Raw genomic sequence first — 18,953 nt, forward strand, 5'->3', positions numbered from 1 at the left:
GCGCAGTTGAGGTCAGCGGCGGTCGCTCTTGAGGATCGAGCGGATGACGACCGCGCAGACGGCCACGGAAGCGGCAGTGACGGCGACCGCGAGGAGCATGGAGACCAGGACCGCGCCGACGACCAGGACCAGGGCTCCCCCGCCGGCGGCGAGGGTGAGCACGCTGCCCGGGGTGAGTTGGACCGCCGGCCGGTTGGAGGCGGGGCCGCCGGGACCGGGGCCGGGGCATAGGCGGTGGGGTTGTAGACCGACGAGCTGTAGGTCGTCGGGGGTGTGCTGGTGGGGATCGGTGCGGTGTCCGGGCGGGGGTACTTGGGGGTGAACACGAGGCGGTCCCTTCGGTGGGTCAGTCGAGGAGCGTGGCGACGGCGGGGGCGAGAACGCTGTTGGCGACGAGGTAGCCGCCCAGGAGGAGCAGGGCGACCAGCCACCAGGGCGGACGGGCGAGTTGAATGCCGAGGAAGCCGACGACGAGCACGGCGAACCAGAGCGGGACGTCCATGGCGTTGATCTCCTGTCAGGCCTTGCAGCGGTGGGTGCGGGCGGCGAGTTCGGCGGCGGCGCGGCTGTCGTATTCGGCGGAGAAGTCGCAGCGCGGAGCCGTGCAGGCGGCGAGGTGGCGGTTACGGCCACGGGCGATGAACGAGGCGACCTGGACGGGGCCGATGCGGCGGACGTTGCGGAACCTGGGGCTGGTCATTGCTGGGCGTCCTCTCCGGTGAAGTCGTCGGCGTGGTCGGTGAGCCACTGCCTGATCTCGGGGAATTCGTCCTCGGTGGCTTGTTGGAACGCGGCTTGTGCGACGGCGACGGCTTCGACGAGCCGATTGCGGCGGGTCAGTTCTGCGGCGTACTCCAGTGCGGAGCGGATGGCGGGGCGCATCGCGTGCGTCTCCTTTCAGAGGTGGGCGGCGACGGACGGCGTCATGGACGCGGGAAGACCGAGCCGGGCTCGGACCGCGTCGGGGTCGGCCGGTTGGCCCGTGGTGGCGCGGTGTTCCTCGGCCAGGACCCGGACGCGGTCGACGAGGACGGGCGGCAGGGAGACAGCGGGAGCAGTGGGCGCCGAGGCGGGGGCGGTGATTGGTTCTGAGACGGGCTCCGGAGCCGGTTCCGGGTCGACGGAGGGCACCGGGAGCGCGCCGGGGTCGGCTTCGTCGACGGCGGCCGGGGGCGTCTCTGGGGCATGCGTGATCGAGGTCGCCGCCGGGATGCGGGACGTGTGGGCGAGCAGCGTTCCGCCGAAGAAGGCGACGGCGGGCCAGCCGGCCACCACGACGCGGAGCGACGCGGGAACGTCGTCCAGGTCGAGGAGCCCTGCGGTCGCGACGTTCGCGCCGAGGGATGCGGCCAGGGCGACGAGGAACCACAGCCGCGGTCCCCCAGCGGGCTGTCCGGCGCGCTGCGCTTCCCGCATCCGACGCCAGGCGGCGACCAACAGCAGGTCGACGCTGACGGGATAGGCCCACGCCTTCCAGCCGCCCTGTCCAGCCGCCTCAGCAAGGTCGTGCAGGTGCGAGAAGGACAGGGCACCCGCGATGACGGCTTGGACGATCACGGCGTCCACACGGGCCTCGGTCACCGGGCGCGCGGTGGGTGCAGCAGCGGCGGGAGAGGCAGACCCGGCGGACTCGACGGCGACGAAGGGCCGGAAGGGGCCGAGGCGGGGCAGTTCCGGCACCAGAGCGGAGGTCGCGCGGCAGATCGCCGCCGCCTCGTCGAGGGTGAGGTGGGGTGAGCGGGCGCGGGACCAGCCGCCGGAGGAGTCGCCGACGATCGCGACGCCGGGCCGTTCGGCCGGGATGGAGGTGGCAGCGAGCGCCGCCTCAGGGGAGATGTCGGCCAGCGCCATGTTCGCCGACGACTCGTCGTTGACGCGGTGGCAGATACGGCCGGTGAGCTGGGCGCGGAGCATGGTCGCGCCCTTGCCGAGTTCGGAGCCGAAGCGCTGTCCGCACACTTCGAGGTAGATGCCGGCCGCGCGGCCGAGCTGGGCGATGCGGATGAGCTTGGTGACCATGGCGTCGCGTCGCTTCTCGTCGTCCCGGCTTGCGGCGAGGAAGAGTTCCGCGACCTCGTCGACGACGACCACGACCGGCACCGGCCGCACCGCCTCCGGCAGCCCCCACACGTCCGAGGTGAGCACGGCATCCGCACCCGCCCCGGACCGGAGACCAATGAGCCGGAACCGTGCCTCCATCTCTTCCAGCAGGACGTCGAGGAGCTCGTTGGCACGGTCGGAGGTGTCAGCGAGTGCCGACAACCGGGGTGCGAACGGCGCGAGTTCGACGCCCCACTTGCAGTCGATCCCGACGAGCACGACCCGTTGCCGGGCCAGGCCGCACATCAGGTTCCGCAGGTACACGGACTTGCCGGACTGCGTTGCGCCGAGGATGAGTTTCATGCGGCACGGCGCGGAAGTTCCGCACGTGCCATCGCCCGTCATCGCGAAGCGCCATGGGCAGGGAGAGCGGGCCGCTCCTCTGCCACCGCCGGGCGGGCCGCACGTCAGCAAGCACGTCCCAACCGATCAGCCGCAGTTCGAGCCACCCCGGCTTGGTAGACGGATGTGCACGGCGTGCGCGGCCCAGGCTTGCCGCAGCCGGTCAGCCGAGCCATGAAGTCTTCAGGAGCCTGCCCGGTCGCCATGCGCAGCCGCATCACGAGACCGGACCCGGTCGGCAGCGGCAGCGACCGGCGAGGCGGTACGGGTGCCGCCTCCCGCCCGATCACCCGGGCCGTGGCCGACGGACGGCCGAAGCCGGAACCGTCAGACCACAGGCGTCCATCGTGGCCCGGTACGTGGTGAGCACGCGCAGCGCCACGAACGGATAGCCCACGAGCCACCAGAACGCAACCGGCAGGCGACGGCGCAGGACCAGCAGCGCGCCAAGGGCCAGCAGGCACAGCACCAGTCCCCAGAGGGTGTCAGTCATGGTGATCAGCCCTGCACCGGAGCGGGGGCGTTGACCATGACGGCGTCCGCCCGATAGGCGATGCCGTGACGCATCCGCCCACCGAACTCGCTCTCTCACGGCCGGGCGATGAGTCCGGACATGATGACCGGAGCACCCATCACCAGGCCCTCACCGATGCCCGACGGCATTGCGAGCAGAGTATTCCTACGCGTGACCGATGAGCCAGGCATCCAGAGGAATTGTTCCTCTAACGAGTGGTGAAGTCCTCCAACTCCCGGAACTCCTGCATCACCTGGAGCAGCAGCTCCCGCGCCTCGGTCCCGAAGATCGCAGCCTCTTCGAACCGGGCGAAGGTCTTCTCGTACGCCGTGACCTCGGCGGAGTCGTCCAGGACCCGTTCACCTCGGGAGGTCTCGACGACGACGGCCCGCCGGTCGCACAAGGTGAACCCGTGACGAGGCATGACGGGTACGGCCCGACGCCAGGGGATGCCCCCGAGGCGCACCGTGCTCAGACTCTCGACGGCAAGGAGCCGGTCGAACTGGGCGAGCGTCAAGAGGGGTTCCCTGGCCAGGTCCGCAACACGGCTTCCGTCAGCACGAACACCGACTCCCGCCCAGGCTCGTACAGGAGGCTCTGCCGCTCCACACGGGCAGCCACCGCACGACCGATCCCCTCAGGGGTCGAGTTCGGCGCACTCTCGAAAAAGTGACGGGAGCACTCCGCGCTCTGGAGCATGGCCGGCAGAACGACGCACTCGAACGAGCGGACCAATCGAGCAGACCGCACCGCGTCATCAAGGGCTGCCCCAGCGGGAACCTCCTCGTCCGATACCTCGACCGTGTCCGGCGCAGCTTCCACGGCGCCCAGGAGGTCACGCACCTCACGAGTGGTCGACTCGTCGAGATCAAGAGCCAGCGACAAGCGACCCAGGACGTCGAGGCTAGGAACCATGCGCCCGTTCTCGACTTTGGACACGGTCGGTTGCCCCACACCCGCACGCTGCGCCAACCCGGCACCAGTCAGACCAATCCTCTGTCCGAAGCCCCCGAAGACGCGCCCCGAGCGCCTTCATCCGCTCCCGTCGCTCACTCCCCATACCCAGGGTTCTACACCACGGAGCAGGAGACGCCGGATGCTAAATGGCGATGATCGCCAGTCTCAGGTGCCGAACGACCTACCACCCGAACTCAGGGGGGCCGACCACCCGGGCTCCGACCTGAGCCGCCAGCCACGCGGCACGCTCGTCATGCCCGGGTCGCGCATGAATGAAGACGGTGTGCTCGGGTGCCCACTCCTCACAGTGAATCGTGTGGCTGTTACACGCGACCTGCAACTCGGCGTACTTGTACTCCTCGCCCAGCCCAAGCTCGGGCACGGCCGGCCACTTCATGTTGTGCCACAGGATGTAGCACCTGGTGATGTCCGCCCAGGTTCCCAAGGCCTCGCGTGCCTGCGTAAAAGTCGTGGCCCCCATGCTCACACTCGCGCGCGGGCTGGGATCGCCCACCCCGAACCACTCGACTCTCGCCTCTGGAGAGGCCCCGGTCAGACGCCGCAGTTGATCGTCGTCGTGCGCCCATGCGTCCAGGTAGCAGTAATCGGGGTCGTACCAGGACGCGACCGACAGCAGGCTCTCCGCGAGCGTCAGCGCCTCATCCAGGTTCGTGGTCCGCAACACGGGCCAAGCATGCGTGTTCCCCATGGCGACATCCTGCCAGGGTGATCGTTCTGCCTACCGCTCATTTTGTAGCCAGGCCGAAGCGCACGGCGTCAAGCATCCAGTGAGCGTTTTCAGCGTTGCCTCTCCAGGGTGAGGACGGCTTTGGCGATGACGGTCATGCAGTTCGGGCTGATGCGGGATCTGCGGAAGATCTGCCAAGACTTCAGCCGTGCCATGCCGCGTCCGACCGGTGCCCGGGCTGCGGCCAGGGCCCGGTTGACGGTGCGCTGGGTGAGGGTGAGCTCGCCGCCCGGTGGCCGTTTGAGTCCAGTGGTGACCCAGGGGCCTGCGCCGGTGTAGGCGCGGTCGGCGAGGACAGGGACGCCCTGGCGTTCGCAGGTCCGGATGATGCGATGGGTGCGGGCTGCGGTCAGATCGTGGGTGCGACCCGGCAGGGCGGGTGAGATCCACAGCAGCTCGGCCGGCACACGGTGATGCAGTACGCCTGAGCAACCCGTGAACCTGGTATGCGTCGTCGCCGCAGACGCTCAAAAAGGCGCCCAGTCCGGGCGAGATTCACCGGAGCGCAGACTTTCCACCACCTTCTCAACTTTCTCGGCCGCGCGGATTCGCGCCCGCACGTCGAACCCATATCTGACGACGAAATCGGCGTATTCGTCCTCTGTGTGCCAACCGAAGCTGTCGCGACGGTCGCGGCGGTGTGGGATGACCGGTCCGGTGCGTCGGTAGGCGCCATCCGCGATGACTGTGGCGCGGCCGGTCGATGGCGGCCTTCGCACAGGACAGGTCCGATGCCTTGCCGTCGACTGCGTCCGGGGTCAATTCAGGAGTTGTTGCACTGTTGCCTGCGTTCGTCCGCTCGGTGAGTGGTCGAGGCCATACGCGGCGGTCAGCTGTTGTGCCTCAGCGGGGTCGGGTCTGAGGTTGACCTTGTCCGCCGGGCTGACTTTGGCCACGAGGTATGGCCCGATCCAAGACTTGTCCGGCTCTTCAAGGACCCACCAAAGGGTGGCGTACCTGGCCTTGCGAGTGTGCTCGAGAAATGCGTTGCTGTGGACGATGCGCGACTGGTACCTCAATATATCGATACCGCGATCTGCGACCCATCTCGGAGCCGATTCCACTTCAGGATGACTCTTGTCCACATGCCATGAATTTCGCCCTGATCGTGCGTACTCTTCGCTGGTCAGTACGACTCTGTCGGCCCGCACGTAGATCATGTCAGCGGTGGCGTTGATCGCTTCGTATGACGCGCTTTCAGGGAATTGAACAAGGCTGTCCGTCGCGACTTCCGTGCCGGGGTCGAGCTTGCGGCCCACACGCATGAACCGTCCCTGGGCGAGTAGGTCGTACTTCATCTTCCGCTCGTCCGCATACCGAAGGAGAACGGCTTGACTGTCGCTGAGGTCCTGCAGCCAGTCCCGCTTGGTCCGCGGGACGTCGGTGGCGATGGGACCTCTGGCCGACACCTGGAAGAGAGAGCCCAGGGCGTAGACGGTCACGGATCCGGTGTTCTTCGATCGCAGGCGGACCGGCAGCGTCACCCTTCCATTCGTGATGTGGGCCCTCCCCAGCTCGACTGTGGTGGAGACGGCTGCCGGCGTGCTGTACGGCTGGTAGATCTGCGCGTACCCGAAATTGACGGCTGCGGCCAAAGTGGTGAAGAGCGCGCCGAGGGCCAGTGATTTGGGCCTCGGAAGCTCGATTTGCTGACGCTGATGCCGCGTGTAGAGAAAGGCGAGGGACAAGAGTGACGCCATGCTCAGAAGCAGCCAGACCCACAGGCAGTGCGTGTAACTCCAGCTCTCCGCCTGCAGAGCGAGCAATGTGAAGTTGACGAGCATGGATGCGGCTAGGGCGACCACCACCGTGGTTCCCGCGTATCCCGCGAGTCTGGTGTCGGTGGCACGGTGGTGGCAGTACGCGGCGAGTGCTGCCAACTCGATCAACGCCACCAGCAGCAGGAGAGCTCCGTTCAGACGGCCGGCATAGGTGAGGGCTCCATTGACGTCCTCGGAACCGAGCCAGGTGAACTCAGCGGCGGTGAGGAACAGGGTCGCTATGAGAACCGCGCTCAATGCCCTTCTCAGCGTCATGTCTTCCATGAGAGCGGGTGTCCAGTGGCGCACGCTCCTTGTGCTCACCCATCTGCATGAAGTTGAGACAGTGCGCAAAAGGATGCCTGCGGCGACGCTGCGGATCTCTCTGGAGCCGACGGAGGGGCCCGAGCTGGCGGAGACCACCGCCCCTTCCGGTCTTTCGTCTCCTGCCTGCCGCCGTGACGGTCATCGTCCGGGGCGTTTGGGGGATACATGAGCCGCCGTCGGCGCCCTTCCTTTCCCGTGGGGGCATCCCTTGACGGGACGAAAGGGAGACATGATGCCGCTCTATCTATCGAGGTTCAGCTACACGCCGGAGACCTGGGCACGGCTGATCGACAGCCCGGAGGACCGCGCCCAGGCCGCACAGTCGTACATCGCGTCCGTCGGTGGAAAGCTCCACGGCTTCTGGTATGCCTTCGGCACGCACGACGGCTACAACCTGTGGGAAGCCCCGGACAACGTGTCCATGGCCGCGGTTGCGCTGGCGATCAGCGGGGGCGGCGCGCTCAGCTCGTTCGAGACGACCGTTCTCCTGACCGTCGACGAAACGATGCGAGCCCTGCGCACAGCCGAGCAGATCCAATACCGGGCTCCTGGCGCGTAGCGGCCGGCCAGCTACAGCAACCGGGGCCGCGCAGGGTTGAACTCGGGCTTGCCTCGCTCGTCGAGCAGCGTTCAGCAGGCCCGTGGGCCATCGCTGAGCTCGGGCGGCCGAATCCATCTTGGGCGTCCTTGGTCTCGCGGGGCGTTGCATCCTTCGTACAGCAGGGGCAGGAAGCGGAACCCATGTCTGCGGCTGTGTGGGCCCGTAGGCGTAGTACTCCACCTCGCCTGTGAAGCAGCCGCCCTCGCCGACAGCCGGCGGGTCGCCACCACCTGGTTCACACCGAGCCGTTGTCGATCGGCTCGGCCATCTCTGCACACGACGTCGTGGCCGGCCCGCCTGGTGGTGCTCGTCGCTGAGCGTTGCGTCTCGTCGTGGACGATCCGGGCGATGAGGGCGGTCGTGCAGTGTCTCGGCGACGATCTCCTTGATCTGCTGAGGTTCGCGCCCGCGGCCGCTTGAGGGCGGGGTTCCTCCAGCCGTGGTCGGTGCTGCCCGCCAGGACCGCTGACTGGATGTACGTGGTGCGCGAGGGCGCCCTGCTACTGATCGGACCGCCTTGGTGGAACGACTTGCTGAATGTGGGCTTGCTCGACTTCGTGAGGGCGCGTCGGGCCAGGTCGAAGAAGGCTGCTGTACGGGGCTGGGTGGGTTTTCCACGGCCGTGAGCATAGGGGCCCACCATTCGGCGTAAGGTGCGGCCCGTTGATTGCATCCGGCGATTCTCGGGTACACCATGGAGGCACCAAGTCACCCGGATGGCCCAGGTCGCCTGAACGAAAAATGGCGGCCCCCTGCTGTAACAGGAGGCCGCCTGGAGTGGCTTTTCACAGGTCCCCAGAAGGGAGAGCCCTCTCCATGCACCACTCTACGGCGGATGGCCACGAAAGCCCATGCGCACCGTCGCAAGCCCAGCCACCTTGGCCGGCTCGGCGCCGGAACCTGCTGGTCAGCAGCGTGTTGGCGGCGGCCGGAGTTCTGTGCGTGCTCGTGTTCGCGGGAGTTCTCGGTACAGAACAGACGTCAGCCGCAGCTGCAATCGCAGGGGTGGCAACGGCTGCCGTACTGGCCATCTTCAATTGGCATGGCCGTGGCGGCAATGACGGTCGGAAATAAGAGTTCTTTTTGCAGAGTTAGTGCGTGCCGATAGCGTTCCAGCGTGAGGGAATTCCTCGGATCGATGCCCAGTGCGTCGGTTCGGGGAATTCGCATTGTGTGGGTTCTTAATGCTTCTGGATTGCGGGTCAGGGGGCTACTCGCTCGGGGTGTCCTCCTGTTGCCAGGCTCGGGGCCAGTTGCCTGAGGGGGGCGGTGGGCCCGCTATGTCCAGGTCGCGGCGGGCCAGGGCGTAGAAGGCGTCGCGAGCTCGGCTCACCTGTTGCACGGCTCTGGTCCATCCCGCGTGATCGTCCTTCAGGCCGCGGGCGTACAGCTCCACGTTCCACACCGCCTCGTGCCACTTACGAGCCGCCCCTATCGTTTCCGCTTCTCCGATCAGCAGCACGGATTCCCATTCGGCTGCACGCCGTACCTCGTTCTCCGCGAGCTGCGTCATACCCAGGTCGGGATCAAGTGGGTCCGCCGTATGCGGGAATCCCCTTGCCGCGCCCATGCGCTGCGCAACGCTCAACTGCTGCTTCAGGGTGTTGGCGTAGGTCGCGTAGGTGTCCAGCTTCCTTGCGTCCCACCGCTCGGCTCTGCCTCGTCGCCAGCGGTTCCGCTCCGCGATGTTCGTCGCCACGTAGGAACTCGCTGCTCCTACTACGACACCCAGCAACGCCGGCAACTGCTCCCACAACGCCAATTCCCCCTCTGTCGGCGCTTTCCGTGGGGACACAGTGTCGTACTTGGAGACTTCGGGCCAGGGGCCAGGGGCCAGGGGTCAGGGGCGCGGGGCCGACTGCCGTTCGTTCGTTCGTCCGTCGAGGCGATTCGTTGTTGGTCAGGTGCTCTATTGGGGCCAATCGTGTGCGAGGTTGCGACGGAATGCGCTCTGCCGCCACCACCATGAACGGATGGAGCTGCCAGGCGGTGACCAGGGCCCTCTCACGCTCGACGACGTCCAGGCCAGGATCGGGAAGCGTCTGGACGACGTCGCCAAGGTCCTTGCCGGGGCGCTCGTCACCGTGGCCGGCATCATGACGGCACTGGGGCTGACGAGCGACGTCGTGTTCGTCGCGCTCAACAACGAGTCGTGGCCCATCTTCGTGGCCGCGCTCAGCGCCATCCTCGCCATCGTCTGCAGCATCGTCGCCCTGCTCATCCATCCGACGCGGCGAGGCAACGTGTGGGAGACGGTCGTCCTCGGGCTCGGTGTCGTCTTCTACATGGTGGCCTTGAGCGTGGCGGTCGTCGGTGCTTCCCAGGCGGCGAGTGGGAACGGGCGGCCGACGCTGGTCGACGTCAAGGTCGAAGGGTCCGAATCCGATCGGCGGTTGAGCTTCGGCGTCCACGCGGACGGTGTCGACCGGTGGGCCAGTGTCAACGTGTATGTGACTGCCGTAGACGCACACACGACTGACCTTCCCGGCCTCCCCAACCTGTACAACGTCAGCCTCAGGCCTGACGACAAGGGCGACATCGACCACCGGGCCAGCGTGGCGCTCTCCGCTCCGCGGAACGCTTGGGGGCTCCAGATCTTCGCTCAGACCGTCGGCGGGGACGGGGACTGCGAGAGCCGGTCGCTTCACGGGCCCGCGTGTGCGGTGGTGCAGTTGCCCTGACCTGAACCTGACCTGACCTGGCCTGGCCTGGCTGATGACCGACGCGTAGTGCGTCTTGTGGCTTGCCTCTTGTGGTCGCGCTCCCTCTTCGTGGCCGCCCGGCCACGGGGCTGCCCGCTCGGGGGCCGGCGGGCTCCGGGGGAATTCGCTTGACCTGGTTGCGGGGTGGCGCTGCACTGTGGCGGGACGCCGCGCGTCGTGGTGTCGGTAGCCGGGGAGGCAGCGGCAGCAATGGAGATCCGTCCCACGACCGAGCAGGATCTCGACGTCTTCGTCGACACGCTCCACGCCGCGTTCGGGCGATTTCCGGAGACCCCGACCGACGGCGGCGGGGTCTGGTGGGCAGCGCTCGAGATGGACCGCGGCCTGCTCGCCGTGACCGCGGACGGGCGGCCCGTGGGCACCGCCGGTTCGTACTCGTTCGAGCTCACCCTGCCCGGCGAGATCCTCGTCCCGGCCGCCGGGGTGAGCGCCGTCGGCGTTCTGCCCTCGCACCGACGTCAAGGCGTGCTCAGCGCGATGATGCGGCGTCAGCTCACCGACCTGCGGGCCCGAGGGGAGTTCCTCTCCGTGCTGCTGGCCTCCGAGGCCCTGATCTACCGGAGGTTCGGCTACGGGCCGGCGACCTACACGCAGCGGCTGACGGTGCCGCGTCACCGTGCCGCCCTCGTCCCTCCCCGGGTGCACGGGACGGTCGAGGCCTCCGCGAACGGCTCGGACTCCGGCACGATCGAGCTGCTGCGGCGGGCCGACTGCGGCGAGATCCTGGAAGAGGTCTACGACCGGTACCGTCGCGCACAGCCCGGCGCGCTGTCCCGGCCGCACCGCTGGTGGGCCTTGGGCGCGGGGCAGCCCCCGGTCTCTCGGACGCCGCGCCACGTGGCCGTCCACCGGGATTCCGACGGCGTCCCTGACGGGTACGCCAGCTATGCGCTCGGCGAGCGCGAGACCCTGACCGTCGATGAGACCATCGCCGCCGGCGACGCCGTCTTCACCGCCCTGGCGCGGTTCGTCCTCAACCACGACCTGGTCTCTCAGGTCGTGTTCAAGCACTTCCCGCCCGGGCATCCGCTGCGCTGGCAGTTCGCGGACTTCCGCGCCGGCCAGGTGAGCGACGACACCGACTGGCTCTGGGTGCGGCTGCTGGACGTCCCGCGCGCGCTGACCGCGCGCGGCTGGTTCACGGACGGCGAGATCGTCCTCGACGTCGACGACCCGGTCCTCGGTGAGCACGGCCGCTACCTGCTCACCGTGCGGGACGGCGAGGCCGACTGCGTCGTGACGGAGCGGGAGGCCGACCTGTCTCTGGACGTGAGCGACCTGGGGTCGGTCTACCTCGGCGGCACCGCGCCGAGCACGCTCGTGCGCGCCGGACGGATCCGGGCTCACCGGCCGGGCGCGGCCGCCATCGCCGACGACCTCTTCCACGCCGAGCGGTCCCCGCACTGCCTGCACTGGTTCTGATCCTGCGCTCGTTCAGACCTGCACTCGTCCCGGGGTGCGGCTCGTGGTGGTTCGGGCTGTGGTTGTTCCGGTTCTTGGCGTGTGCGACATGGGAACGTCTCGAAGGGGCATTCGGACCGGTAAGTCGAAAGTAAGGAGCGCGTGACCCGTTCGGTCCGTGCAACCGACAACCGGGAGTGTGCAATGACGAGTTACGGCAGCTCTTCCACCGCGTCCTCCGGATCACGCACCAACGGCCTGGCGATCGCGAGCCTCTGCTGCGGCATCGTCGGACTGTTCATCCTGAACATCGTCCTGGGCCCCTTGGCCATCGTCTTCGGCGCCGTCGCCCGGCGCCAGGCGGCTGTCAGCAACGGGGCCGGAATGGCGAAGGCCGGCATCATCCTCGGCGTCGTCGACGTGGTGCTCTGGCTCGTGCTGCTCGGCGTCGCTGCCAGCAATGGCGGGTTCAGCTGGTACGTCGGCGGCTGACGGCAGGGACGTACTGCGGGGGCTCGGCCGAGGGTCGGGTCCCCGCCGTGTGCCGGAGTCACCGGCTGTGCTTGAGACTTCGGGTTCAGGCTTCAGGCCACAGGCTTCAAGCCTCAGGCCACAGGCCACCGGCTTCAAACTTCAGGCCACAGGCTTCAGGCTTCAGGGGGCAGAGGGCGGTCACCCTGCGCGGGTGCAATCCGTTCGGGGGTGAGGGTGGGGGGCTTGGGCGGCAACGTCTCAGTTCTGTAATGGCAGTTGACGGGCTGCTCGTGCGTGATCTTGACTCTTGAGGTCGATTCGCACAGGCACCACATGGTGCTCAACGCAAACGGGGAATTCATGCGTGTACGTCGAGCCATGACGGCTCTTTCCTTGACCGCCTCACTCGCTGTCCCGGGACTGGTTCTCGCTGCCGCTCCGGCCCAGGCGGCCTCGGGCTGTTACATCACGGCGAGTTCGGCGAACCTCCGCTCCAAGGCGTCCACCAGCTCCACCAGCCTTGGCGTGGCCTACAAGAACAACAAGTGCACCGAGAAGAGCTCGACTTACGCCGGGGGCTACATCTGGTACAAGGTCAAGATGACGACCGGCAACGCCAAGGGCAAGACCGGCTGGGTCCGGGACGACCTGATTCACGTGCCCGGCGATGACGTCGGCACCTGCATCCCGGAAGACACGGCGTGCCACACGGGCTGACCGTCTGACGCGGATATTGCGGGATTGGGCTCCGGCGCCACGGGCGTCGGGGCCTTCGGCGTTGTTCGGCCGTTCGGTTGTGCGGTTTCGGTTGTGCGGTTTCGGTTGTGCGGTTTCGGTTGTGCGGTTTCGGTTGCTCGGTTGCTCGGCCTTCAGGGCTGGTCGTGGGCAGTGGTGCTGCGGCGGACTCTCAGTTCGACGGGGACGAGGGTCAGCGAGCTGCCGGGCGTTGCGGGTGCGCCGCCGGGCGGCGGTGGGGTGTCCATGCGGTCCAGCAGGACGCGGAGCGCGATGGTGCCGATGTCCGTGAAGTCCGTGCGGATCGTGGTCAACGGGGGCAGGAAGTGCGCGGCTTCCGGGATGTCGTCGTAGCCGACGACACTGACGTCCTTTGGGACCCGGCGGCCCGCCTCGTGGAGGGCGCGCAGAAGGCCCAGCGCCATCTGGTCGTTCGACACGAAGATCGCGGTGAGGGTCCGGTCCTTCGCCAGCTCCCGGCCCAGGTCGTAGCCGGAGTCGGCGCTCCAGTCACCGATGAGGGGGGCGTGGATCTCGGCTCCGGCCGTCCTGAGGGTGTCGCGCCAGCTTTCCGCCCTGCGGTCCGCCGAGGACCAGCCCGTCGGGCCCGCGAGGTGACGGACCGTGGGGTGGCCGAGGGAGAGGAGGTGCTGCGTCGCCTTCCGGGCGCCGGTGCGGGCGTCGGAGGTGACCATGGGGGTGCCGTCGCCGAGGTCGTTGTCCATGACGACCAGCGGGGTGTCCAGACGTGCCTCGGCCAGCGCCCTGGCCACCCTCACCTGCGGGGCGATCGCGATCACGCCCTCCGCGCCCTCCGCCGACAGGCGGTCCGCGGCCCGCACCACCGTGTCCCGGTCCGCCGTGTCCAGGGCGATCGAGCTCACCAGGTAGCCCGCCTCCTGTGCCGCCGTGTTGATCGCGGTCAGGGTGGAGGCCGGACCGTAGCGCGCGGCGTCGAACGAGATCACCCCGAGCATGCGCGTACGGCCGCTGGCCAGCGAGCGCGCGCTGCTGCTCGGGCGGTAGCCGAGCGTACGCATGGCCGCCTGGACCGCCTCCCGGGTCTCGGCGCGGACGGCCGGGTGGTTGTTGAGCACCCGGGAGACCGTCTGCTTGGAGACGCCGGCCAGTTTCGCGACATCGTCCATCACCGGGCGGGCGCCCGCGAAGTTGCGGCGGCTGCGTCCCTTGGTCGCCGGGCCGTCGGCGGCGCCTGGGGTCATGGTGGGTGCTCTTCTTCCTTCGGCCTGGGGTGATCCGTGGTCGAGTCCGGTCACGACCGCGGATCCGACGGGCTTGCCCTGCCCGGCGGACCCACAGGATAGGCCGGGCGGAGGACGGCGCACGGCGGAAGGGGCCGCCGCCCCGGTCGCGCGGCGGTAGGCGGTGCCCCGGTCGCGCGGCGGTAGGCGGTGCCCCGGTCGCGCGGCGGTAGGCGGTGTCCTGTCGCACGGCGGTAGGCGGTGTCCTGTCGCGCGGCGGTACGGGGTGCCGGCCGCGGCCTGCCTCCGGGTGGTCGTCGTCGGGTCAGGGGCCTGTGGGGCCCAGGTCGGGGGTGTCCGTGAGGTGGGCTCGGGGTGTCGTCGTGCCGTGCAGTTCGAGGAGGACGAGGTCGTTGGCGCCGGGACGCAGGACGGGGGCCGGGACGTAGAGGGTGCGCTGCGGGCCCCGGTTCCAGTAGCGGCCGAGGTGGAAGCCGTTGATCCAGGCCTGGCCCTTGGTCCAGCCGGGGAGGGAGAGGAACGTGTCTGCGGGGGTCTCCACCTCGAACGTGCCGTGGTGGAACGCCGGTTCGGTGGGGGTGGGGGGTGCCGTGGAGGTGGCTTCGGCGGGGGCGTCGTCCAGGGGCAGGGGGTGGCAGTCCCAGCCCTGCAGGGGGGTGCCGTTGAAGGTGACCTGGCCCAGCAGGCCCTTCGGGACGCCTATGCGGGGGCCGTAGTTGACCCGGCCCATGTTCTCCACGAGTACGTCGAGGACGGCGTCGGGGCGGGGGATGCGCACGGGCAGCGTCTCGTCGTAGCGCTCGCGTTCCAGAACGCCTACGGGGGCGCCGTCCACGAACACCTGCGCTCGGTCTCCCACCCCGCCGGCGAAGTGGAGGAGGCCGGGGCCGTCCGCCGGGACCGTCGTCCGGTACAGGGTGTATCCGGCTCGCTGGTGCATGTCGTCCGCGGTGAGCGGATCCTTGGCCTGGAAGGGGCTCCCGGCGAGGGAGAAGAGGGGGGTGCGGGGCGTCAACTCCACTGTCGTGACGGGGAGTTTGGGCGACGGGGCGGGCGTCGGCTCGTCCGGGACCCGGGCGTGGCGGGCTATCACCTCGCGGAAGGCGTGGTACTTCGGGCCCGGGTCGCCGCTCTCGGTGAGGGGGGCGTCGTAGTCGTAGGACGTGACGGTGGGGGCGTAGGCGTGGTGGTGGTTGGCGCCGTTGGTGTAACCGAAGTTGGTGCCGCCGTGGAACATGTAGATGTTCACGGAGGCGCCCGCGGAGAGGAGTCGGTCCAGGTCCGCGGCGGCCTCCTCCGTGTTCCTTCCGTGGTGGGGACCGCCCCAGTGGTCGAACCAGCCGATCCAGAACTCCGAGCACATAAGCGGGCCTTCGGGCTGCGCCTCGCGAAGTCGCCGGAGCGATTCGTCGACGCGGCTGCCGAAGGTGCCGGTGGCCAGGACGCCGGGCAGGGTGCCGTTCTCGAGGTGGTCGCCGCCGGTCTGGTCGCAGGTGAAGAGGAGTTCCTCGACGCCTCGTGAGCGGAAGGACTGCTCGAGATGCTTGAGGTAGGCGGTGTCGTCGCCGTAGGCCCCGTACTCGTTCTCCACCTGGACGGCGATGACCGGGCCGCCCTCCTCCGCCATGTACGGCAGGAGCGGCGGGAGGAGGAGGTCGAGGTAGCGGTCGATGACGGCCGTGAAGCGGGGGTCGCTGCTGCGCAGGCGCATGCCGGGGTCGTCGGTGAGCCAGTGGGGCAGGCCGCCGCCGTCCCACTCGGCGCAGATGAAGGGGCCGGGGCGGAGGAGGACGTGCAGGCCTTCCGCGGCGGCCAGGCGGAGGAAGCGGGGCAGGTCGAGGAGGCCGTCCAGGACCAGGGTTCCGGGTTCGGGCTGGTGGAGGTTCCAGGGGATGTACGTCTCCACCGTGTTCAGGCCCATGAGGCGGGCTTTGCGCAGGCGGTCGGCCCACTGGTCTGGGTGGACCCGGAAGTAGTGCAGGGCGCCGGAGAGGATGCGGAACGGGGTGCCGTGGAGGAGGAAGCCGTCGGAGGTTGTGGTGAGGGCGGGCATGGGGTCGGGTCCCTTCGGGTCGCGTTCGGGTGCGGGTGCGCGTTTGGGCTCGGGTGCGGTTCGGGTTTGGGATGCGGTGCGGGTTCGGTTCGGGTTCGGTTCGGGTTCGGTGAGGTGGGTGGTGCGCTGTCGCGTCCGGCCGGGGGGCGGGTCGGGGTCGTGGCGGTGCGGCGAGCCCGTCGCGTGTTGGGCGTACTGCTGCCCGCCGCCACGGTGGGACGTGGCAGTGACGAGCTAAGCGACGGGCTGCGCCGCACCGCCACGACCCGCTCCCGTGGACGGGCGGCCGCGGGCGCGTTCCCCTGCCCTCAGGGGGACCTTCGGCAGGTCGCCCGGGTCAGCCAGAGCGCGGCCGCCAGGCAGGCGGCCGAGACGGTGGCCAGGATCAGGGGGACCGCTCGGACGCCGGACCACTCGATGGTCCTGCCCAGTGCCGGACCCGCCGCCACCCCGCCCAGCATGGACGCGGCCATGACGACCGCGCCGGCGCGGCGGGCCCGGGGCGCGGCCCGGTTGAGCCATGGCAGGCCGGTGGGGAAGATCGGGGCGATGAAGAGGCCCACGCCGGCATAGGCGTAGGGGGCCAGGTCCGGTACGGCTGCCAGGAGGAGGCAGACGGTCATGCCGGCGCAGGAGAGCGTGATGATGGCCTGGGCGGAGAAGCGCAGGGCGATCGGGGCGACCAGGAAGCGGCCCACGGTCATCATCAGCCAGAACACGCTGGTCGCGGTGGCGGCCGCGCCCGCGCCGTAGCCGACGGTCTCCAGGTGGGTCGGTTCCCAGCCGCCCACGCCCGCCTCGATGCCGACGTGCAGGACGTAGAGGGTGACGAAGACGGCGAGTACGGAGGTGAGGCTGCGGCGGAGGGCGGCGGAGGCGGCGGGCAGATCTCCGGGCGGCGGGGGCGTGTGGGCGCGCACGCCTCTCAGGCAGAGCAGCAGGGGGAGGTTGGCGAGGGCGAAGGCCAGGAAGAGGGCCGGGTAGTGCTCGGAGCCGACCACGCCTATCAGGGCCGGGCCGAGGATCGCGCCGATGCCGAAGTGGGCGTTGAGGATGTTGAGCATCGCGGTGGAACGGTGGCCGAAGCCGATGGAGAAGAGCCGGTTGAGGCCGTAGTCGATGCCGCCGAAGCCGAGGCCTGCGAGGAGGGACGAGGCGAGGGCGAGGGGCCAGTCGGGCGCCAGGGCGAAGCCTGCGGCTCCGGTCGCCATCAGGAGGTACGAGGCGGCGAGGATCCGGCGGTTGCTCGTATGTCCGTAGCGGCGGTCGAAGAGGAGGACTCCGGCGACTCCGCCCACGAAGTGGGCGCTCAGGCCCAGGCCCGCCGCGGAGGGTGACAGGTCGAACTGGTCGCGGAGGGCCGGGATCGCGGGGCCGTAGAGGGCCTGCAGGGCGCCTATGAGGACGAAGCCGGCGCAGGAGGCCGCCACCGCGGGTGCGGTGAAGACCGGCGGGGCGGGGGTGCGGGTGGGCGCCCTGGTGGTGGGGGTGGGTGGGGGTGTGGCCGGGGTGCGCTGTGCCGTGGGGTGGTCGGTCACACGGACTCCAGGGACGGACGGCCCACTGCGGTGTGGGGCGGTTGAATACTCCGACGAGGGTCGATGTTACCGGTAACATTCGGTGGGTCAAGGTGTTTGCACAGGCCGACGGGAGCGGGGGGGGCGTCCTCCCGGGCGGCAGTCGTTGCGGCAAGGACTATTGAGGGGGTGGAGTGGGGGCGGTCCGGGGTCCTGGCGACGACGGTCGTCCCGGCCGGACGGGGGCGCCGGAGGGAGACGGCCACGGTGAGCAACCCAGGTGAAGAGGGTCGCGGGGAGGGATGAAGGGAGGAGGCGGCGGGGGGCAGGCCCGGCAGCGCTCCGCGACCGGGTGGCTCCGCCACCGTGCGCCGGCCCCCTGTCGGGTCAGGCTGTGCGTTTGCGGGCCGTTGTTTTCTTTGCCGGGGTCTTCTTCGCCGTCGTCTTCTTCGCTGCGGTCTTCTTCGCCGTGCTCTTCGTTCCGGACGTGCTCGTGCTCTTCGTTGCCGTCGACTTCTTCGTGGCCGCGGTCGACTTCTTCTGCGCCGCCGTCGTCTTCTTCGCCGTCGACGTCGACTTCTTGCCGCCGGTCTCCTTCGGCGCGGTGCGGGCCGACTTGCGCGGGGGCAGGCTTCTCACCTTCGCGTCCTCCGCGGGCTCCGCTCCCTCGCCCCGCGACTCCTTCGCCGCCCGCACGCTCTTCTCCAGGGCGGCCATCAGGTCCAGCACCTTGCCGCTGGACGGCGGGGCCGGAATCTCGCGAGGCGTCTCACCGGCCGCCTTCGCCGCCACGACCTCCTCGACGGCCTCGCGGTACTCGTCGTGCAGGTCGTCGAGGTCGACCTCGCCGAGGGTGTCCATCAGGGCGTCCGCGAGATCGAGTTCCTTGTCGCGGACGGTGACGGAGGTGTCCGGGGCGACGCCTTCCGGTGCGCGGACCTCGTCGGGCCACAGCAGACCGTGCATGGCGATCGCGTCGCCGACCACGCGGAGCATGCCGAGGCGTTCGCGGCCGCGCAGGGCGTACTTCGCGATCGCCACCTTGTTGCTGCGCTTCAGGGCCTCCCTGAGCAGCGTGTAGGGCTTCGCCGCCGGCGCGCCGCCCGCCTGGAGGTAGTAGGCGGCGTCCATCTGGAGCGGGTCGATCCGGTCGCCCGGGACGAAGGCCACGATCTCGATCGTCTTCGCGGTCGGGATCGGCAGGTGGGAGAGATCCTCGTCGGTGATCGGGATGATCGTGCCGTCCGCGTCCTCGTATCCCTTGCCGATCTCCGCCGAGCTCACCTCGCGCTCCTCCAGCTCGCAGACCTTGCGGTAGCGGATGCGGCCGCCGTCCTCCGTGTGGATCTGCCGGAAGGAGATCGAGTGGCTCTCGGTGGCATTCACCAGCTTGATGGGGATGCTGACGAGGCCGAACGAGATGGCGCCGTTCCAAATGGATCTCACGTGGAGCACCCTCCCGAGTGAGCGTTATGCAC

At 69.1% G+C, this 18,953-nt stretch carries 16 protein-coding genes and 5 pseudogenes; 5 read left to right on the forward strand and 16 right to left on the reverse strand.

The window, feature by feature from the left end:
* Positions 1-12: 12 nt before the first annotated feature.
* From ACZ7DE_RS00560 to ACZ7DE_RS00610, 11 genes and pseudogenes are all read right to left on the reverse strand, one after another.
* Positions 13-326, reverse strand: a pseudogene (locus tag ACZ7DE_RS00560) (SpdD protein).
* A gap of 20 nt (positions 327-346) precedes the next feature.
* A complete protein-coding gene (locus ACZ7DE_RS00565; RefSeq protein ID WP_470756404.1) occupies positions 347-502 on the reverse strand; it encodes a hypothetical protein in 156 nt (51 codons plus the stop codon).
* A gap of 15 nt (positions 503-517) precedes the next feature.
* Positions 518-700: a mobile element transfer protein gene (locus tag ACZ7DE_RS00570; RefSeq protein WP_470756406.1), complete on the reverse strand. Its 183-nt coding sequence runs from the start codon at positions 698-700 to the stop codon at positions 518-520.
* Positions 697-882 carry a hypothetical protein gene (locus tag ACZ7DE_RS00575; protein ID WP_093776441.1) on the reverse strand — a complete coding sequence of 62 codons (186 nt, stop codon included), beginning with the start codon at positions 880-882 and terminating at the stop codon, positions 697-699. Before ACZ7DE_RS00575 ends, ACZ7DE_RS00570 begins: the two co-directional genes overlap by 4 nt.
* A gap of 15 nt (positions 883-897) precedes the next feature.
* The gene (locus ACZ7DE_RS00580; protein ID WP_470757892.1) at positions 898-1,581 is read right to left on the reverse strand and encodes a DUF2637 domain-containing protein; all 684 of its coding nucleotides are present in this window, start codon (positions 1,579-1,581) and stop codon (positions 898-900) included.
* Positions 1,573-2,935 (reverse strand): annotated as a pseudogene (locus ACZ7DE_RS00585) (FtsK/SpoIIIE domain-containing protein); the annotation flags it as partial. The pseudogene ACZ7DE_RS00585 and the gene ACZ7DE_RS00580, both read right to left, overlap by 9 nt.
* 5 nt (positions 2,936-2,940) lie before the next feature.
* A pseudogene (locus ACZ7DE_RS00590) lies at positions 2,941-3,096 on the reverse strand (SCO3933 family regulatory protein); the annotation flags it as partial.
* Positions 3,097-3,164: 68 nt separating this feature from the next.
* Positions 3,165-3,910: pseudogene (locus tag ACZ7DE_RS00595) on the reverse strand (helix-turn-helix domain-containing protein).
* A gap of 184 nt (positions 3,911-4,094) precedes the next feature.
* On the reverse strand, positions 4,095-4,598 hold the full coding sequence (locus ACZ7DE_RS00600) for a hypothetical protein (RefSeq protein WP_470756409.1): 504 nt from the start codon (positions 4,596-4,598) through the stop codon (positions 4,095-4,097).
* Between the two features lie 113 nt (positions 4,599-4,711).
* Positions 4,712-5,059, reverse strand: a pseudogene (locus ACZ7DE_RS00605) (transposase family protein); the annotation flags it as partial.
* Between the two features lie 360 nt (positions 5,060-5,419).
* Positions 5,420-6,706 (reverse strand): hypothetical protein, encoded by a 1,287-nt coding sequence (locus ACZ7DE_RS00610; protein ID WP_470756411.1) that lies wholly within the window; start codon positions 6,704-6,706, stop codon positions 5,420-5,422.
* 274 nt (positions 6,707-6,980) lie between these two features.
* Between ACZ7DE_RS00610 and ACZ7DE_RS00615 the strand changes: the two genes are divergently transcribed.
* Positions 6,981-7,307 (forward strand): GYD domain-containing protein, encoded by a 327-nt coding sequence (locus ACZ7DE_RS00615; RefSeq protein ID WP_470756413.1) that lies wholly within the window; start codon positions 6,981-6,983, stop codon positions 7,305-7,307.
* 1,252 nt (positions 7,308-8,559) lie between these two features.
* Here ACZ7DE_RS00615 and ACZ7DE_RS00620 read toward each other — a convergent pair.
* Positions 8,560-9,048, reverse strand: coding sequence for a hypothetical protein (locus ACZ7DE_RS00620; protein WP_470756415.1), 489 nt, complete (start codon positions 9,046-9,048; stop codon positions 8,560-8,562).
* 274 nt (positions 9,049-9,322) lie between these two features.
* Between ACZ7DE_RS00620 and ACZ7DE_RS00625 the strand changes: the two genes are divergently transcribed.
* From ACZ7DE_RS00625 to ACZ7DE_RS00640, 4 genes are all read left to right on the forward strand, one after another.
* Positions 9,323-10,030: a hypothetical protein gene (locus ACZ7DE_RS00625; protein ID WP_470756417.1), complete on the forward strand. Its 708-nt coding sequence runs from the start codon at positions 9,323-9,325 to the stop codon at positions 10,028-10,030.
* Positions 10,031-10,261: 231 nt separating this feature from the next.
* On the forward strand, positions 10,262-11,494 hold the full coding sequence (locus ACZ7DE_RS00630) for a GNAT family N-acetyltransferase (RefSeq protein ID WP_470756419.1): 1,233 nt from the start codon (positions 10,262-10,264) through the stop codon (positions 11,492-11,494).
* 183 nt (positions 11,495-11,677) lie between these two features.
* A complete protein-coding gene (locus tag ACZ7DE_RS00635) occupies positions 11,678-11,965 on the forward strand; it encodes a DUF4190 domain-containing protein (protein ID WP_470757894.1) in 288 nt (95 codons plus the stop codon).
* Between the two features lie 315 nt (positions 11,966-12,280).
* Entirely contained in the window at positions 12,281-12,664 is a 384-nt protein-coding gene (locus ACZ7DE_RS00640; protein WP_470756421.1) for an SH3 domain-containing protein, read from the forward strand.
* Between the two features lie 152 nt (positions 12,665-12,816).
* On the opposite strand, the gene ACZ7DE_RS00645 is transcribed toward ACZ7DE_RS00640, so the two are convergent.
* From ACZ7DE_RS00645 to ku, 4 genes are all read right to left on the reverse strand, one after another.
* Complete coding sequence (locus ACZ7DE_RS00645; protein WP_470756423.1) at positions 12,817-13,905, reverse strand: LacI family DNA-binding transcriptional regulator; 1,089 nt, start codon at positions 13,903-13,905, stop codon at positions 12,817-12,819.
* A 304-nt stretch (positions 13,906-14,209) separates the two neighbouring features.
* Positions 14,210-15,958, reverse strand: coding sequence for a glycoside hydrolase family 35 protein (locus ACZ7DE_RS00650; RefSeq protein WP_470756425.1), 1,749 nt, complete (start codon positions 15,956-15,958; stop codon positions 14,210-14,212).
* Between the two features lie 308 nt (positions 15,959-16,266).
* Complete coding sequence (locus tag ACZ7DE_RS00655; RefSeq protein WP_470756427.1) at positions 16,267-17,496, reverse strand: MFS transporter; 1,230 nt, start codon at positions 17,494-17,496, stop codon at positions 16,267-16,269.
* A gap of 366 nt (positions 17,497-17,862) precedes the next feature.
* The gene (gene ku / locus ACZ7DE_RS00660; RefSeq protein ID WP_470756429.1) at positions 17,863-18,921 is read right to left on the reverse strand and encodes a non-homologous end joining protein Ku; all 1,059 of its coding nucleotides are present in this window, start codon (positions 18,919-18,921) and stop codon (positions 17,863-17,865) included.
* Positions 18,922-18,953: the final 32 nt, after the last annotated feature.

This window comes from Streptomyces sp. NPDC037083 (genome assembly GCF_055606485.1).

Coding starts and splice junctions, on each gene's coding strand:
- ACZ7DE_RS00565 (WP_470756404.1), bottom strand. CDS start 502: ATGGACGTCCCGCTCTGGTTCGCCGTGCTCGTCGTCGGCTTCCTCGGC.
- ACZ7DE_RS00570 (WP_470756406.1), bottom strand. CDS start 700: ATGACCAGCCCCAGGTTCCGCAACGTCCGCCGCATCGGCCCCGTCCAG.
- ACZ7DE_RS00575 (WP_093776441.1), bottom strand. CDS start 882: ATGCGCCCCGCCATCCGCTCCGCACTGGAGTACGCCGCAGAACTGACC.
- ACZ7DE_RS00610 (WP_470756411.1), bottom strand. CDS start 6,706: ATGGAAGACATGACGCTGAGAAGGGCATTGAGCGCGGTTCTCATAGCG.
- ACZ7DE_RS00615 (WP_470756413.1), top strand. CDS start 6,981: ATGCCGCTCTATCTATCGAGGTTCAGCTACACGCCGGAGACCTGGGCA.
- ACZ7DE_RS00625 (WP_470756417.1), top strand. CDS start 9,323: ATGGAGCTGCCAGGCGGTGACCAGGGCCCTCTCACGCTCGACGACGTC.
- ACZ7DE_RS00630 (WP_470756419.1), top strand. CDS start 10,262: ATGGAGATCCGTCCCACGACCGAGCAGGATCTCGACGTCTTCGTCGAC.
- ACZ7DE_RS00635 (WP_470757894.1), top strand. CDS start 11,678: ATGACGAGTTACGGCAGCTCTTCCACCGCGTCCTCCGGATCACGCACC.
- ACZ7DE_RS00640 (WP_470756421.1), top strand. CDS start 12,281: ATGGTGCTCAACGCAAACGGGGAATTCATGCGTGTACGTCGAGCCATG.
- ACZ7DE_RS00645 (WP_470756423.1), bottom strand. CDS start 13,905: ATGACCCCAGGCGCCGCCGACGGCCCGGCGACCAAGGGACGCAGCCGC.
- ACZ7DE_RS00650 (WP_470756425.1), bottom strand. CDS start 15,958: ATGCCCGCCCTCACCACAACCTCCGACGGCTTCCTCCTCCACGGCACC.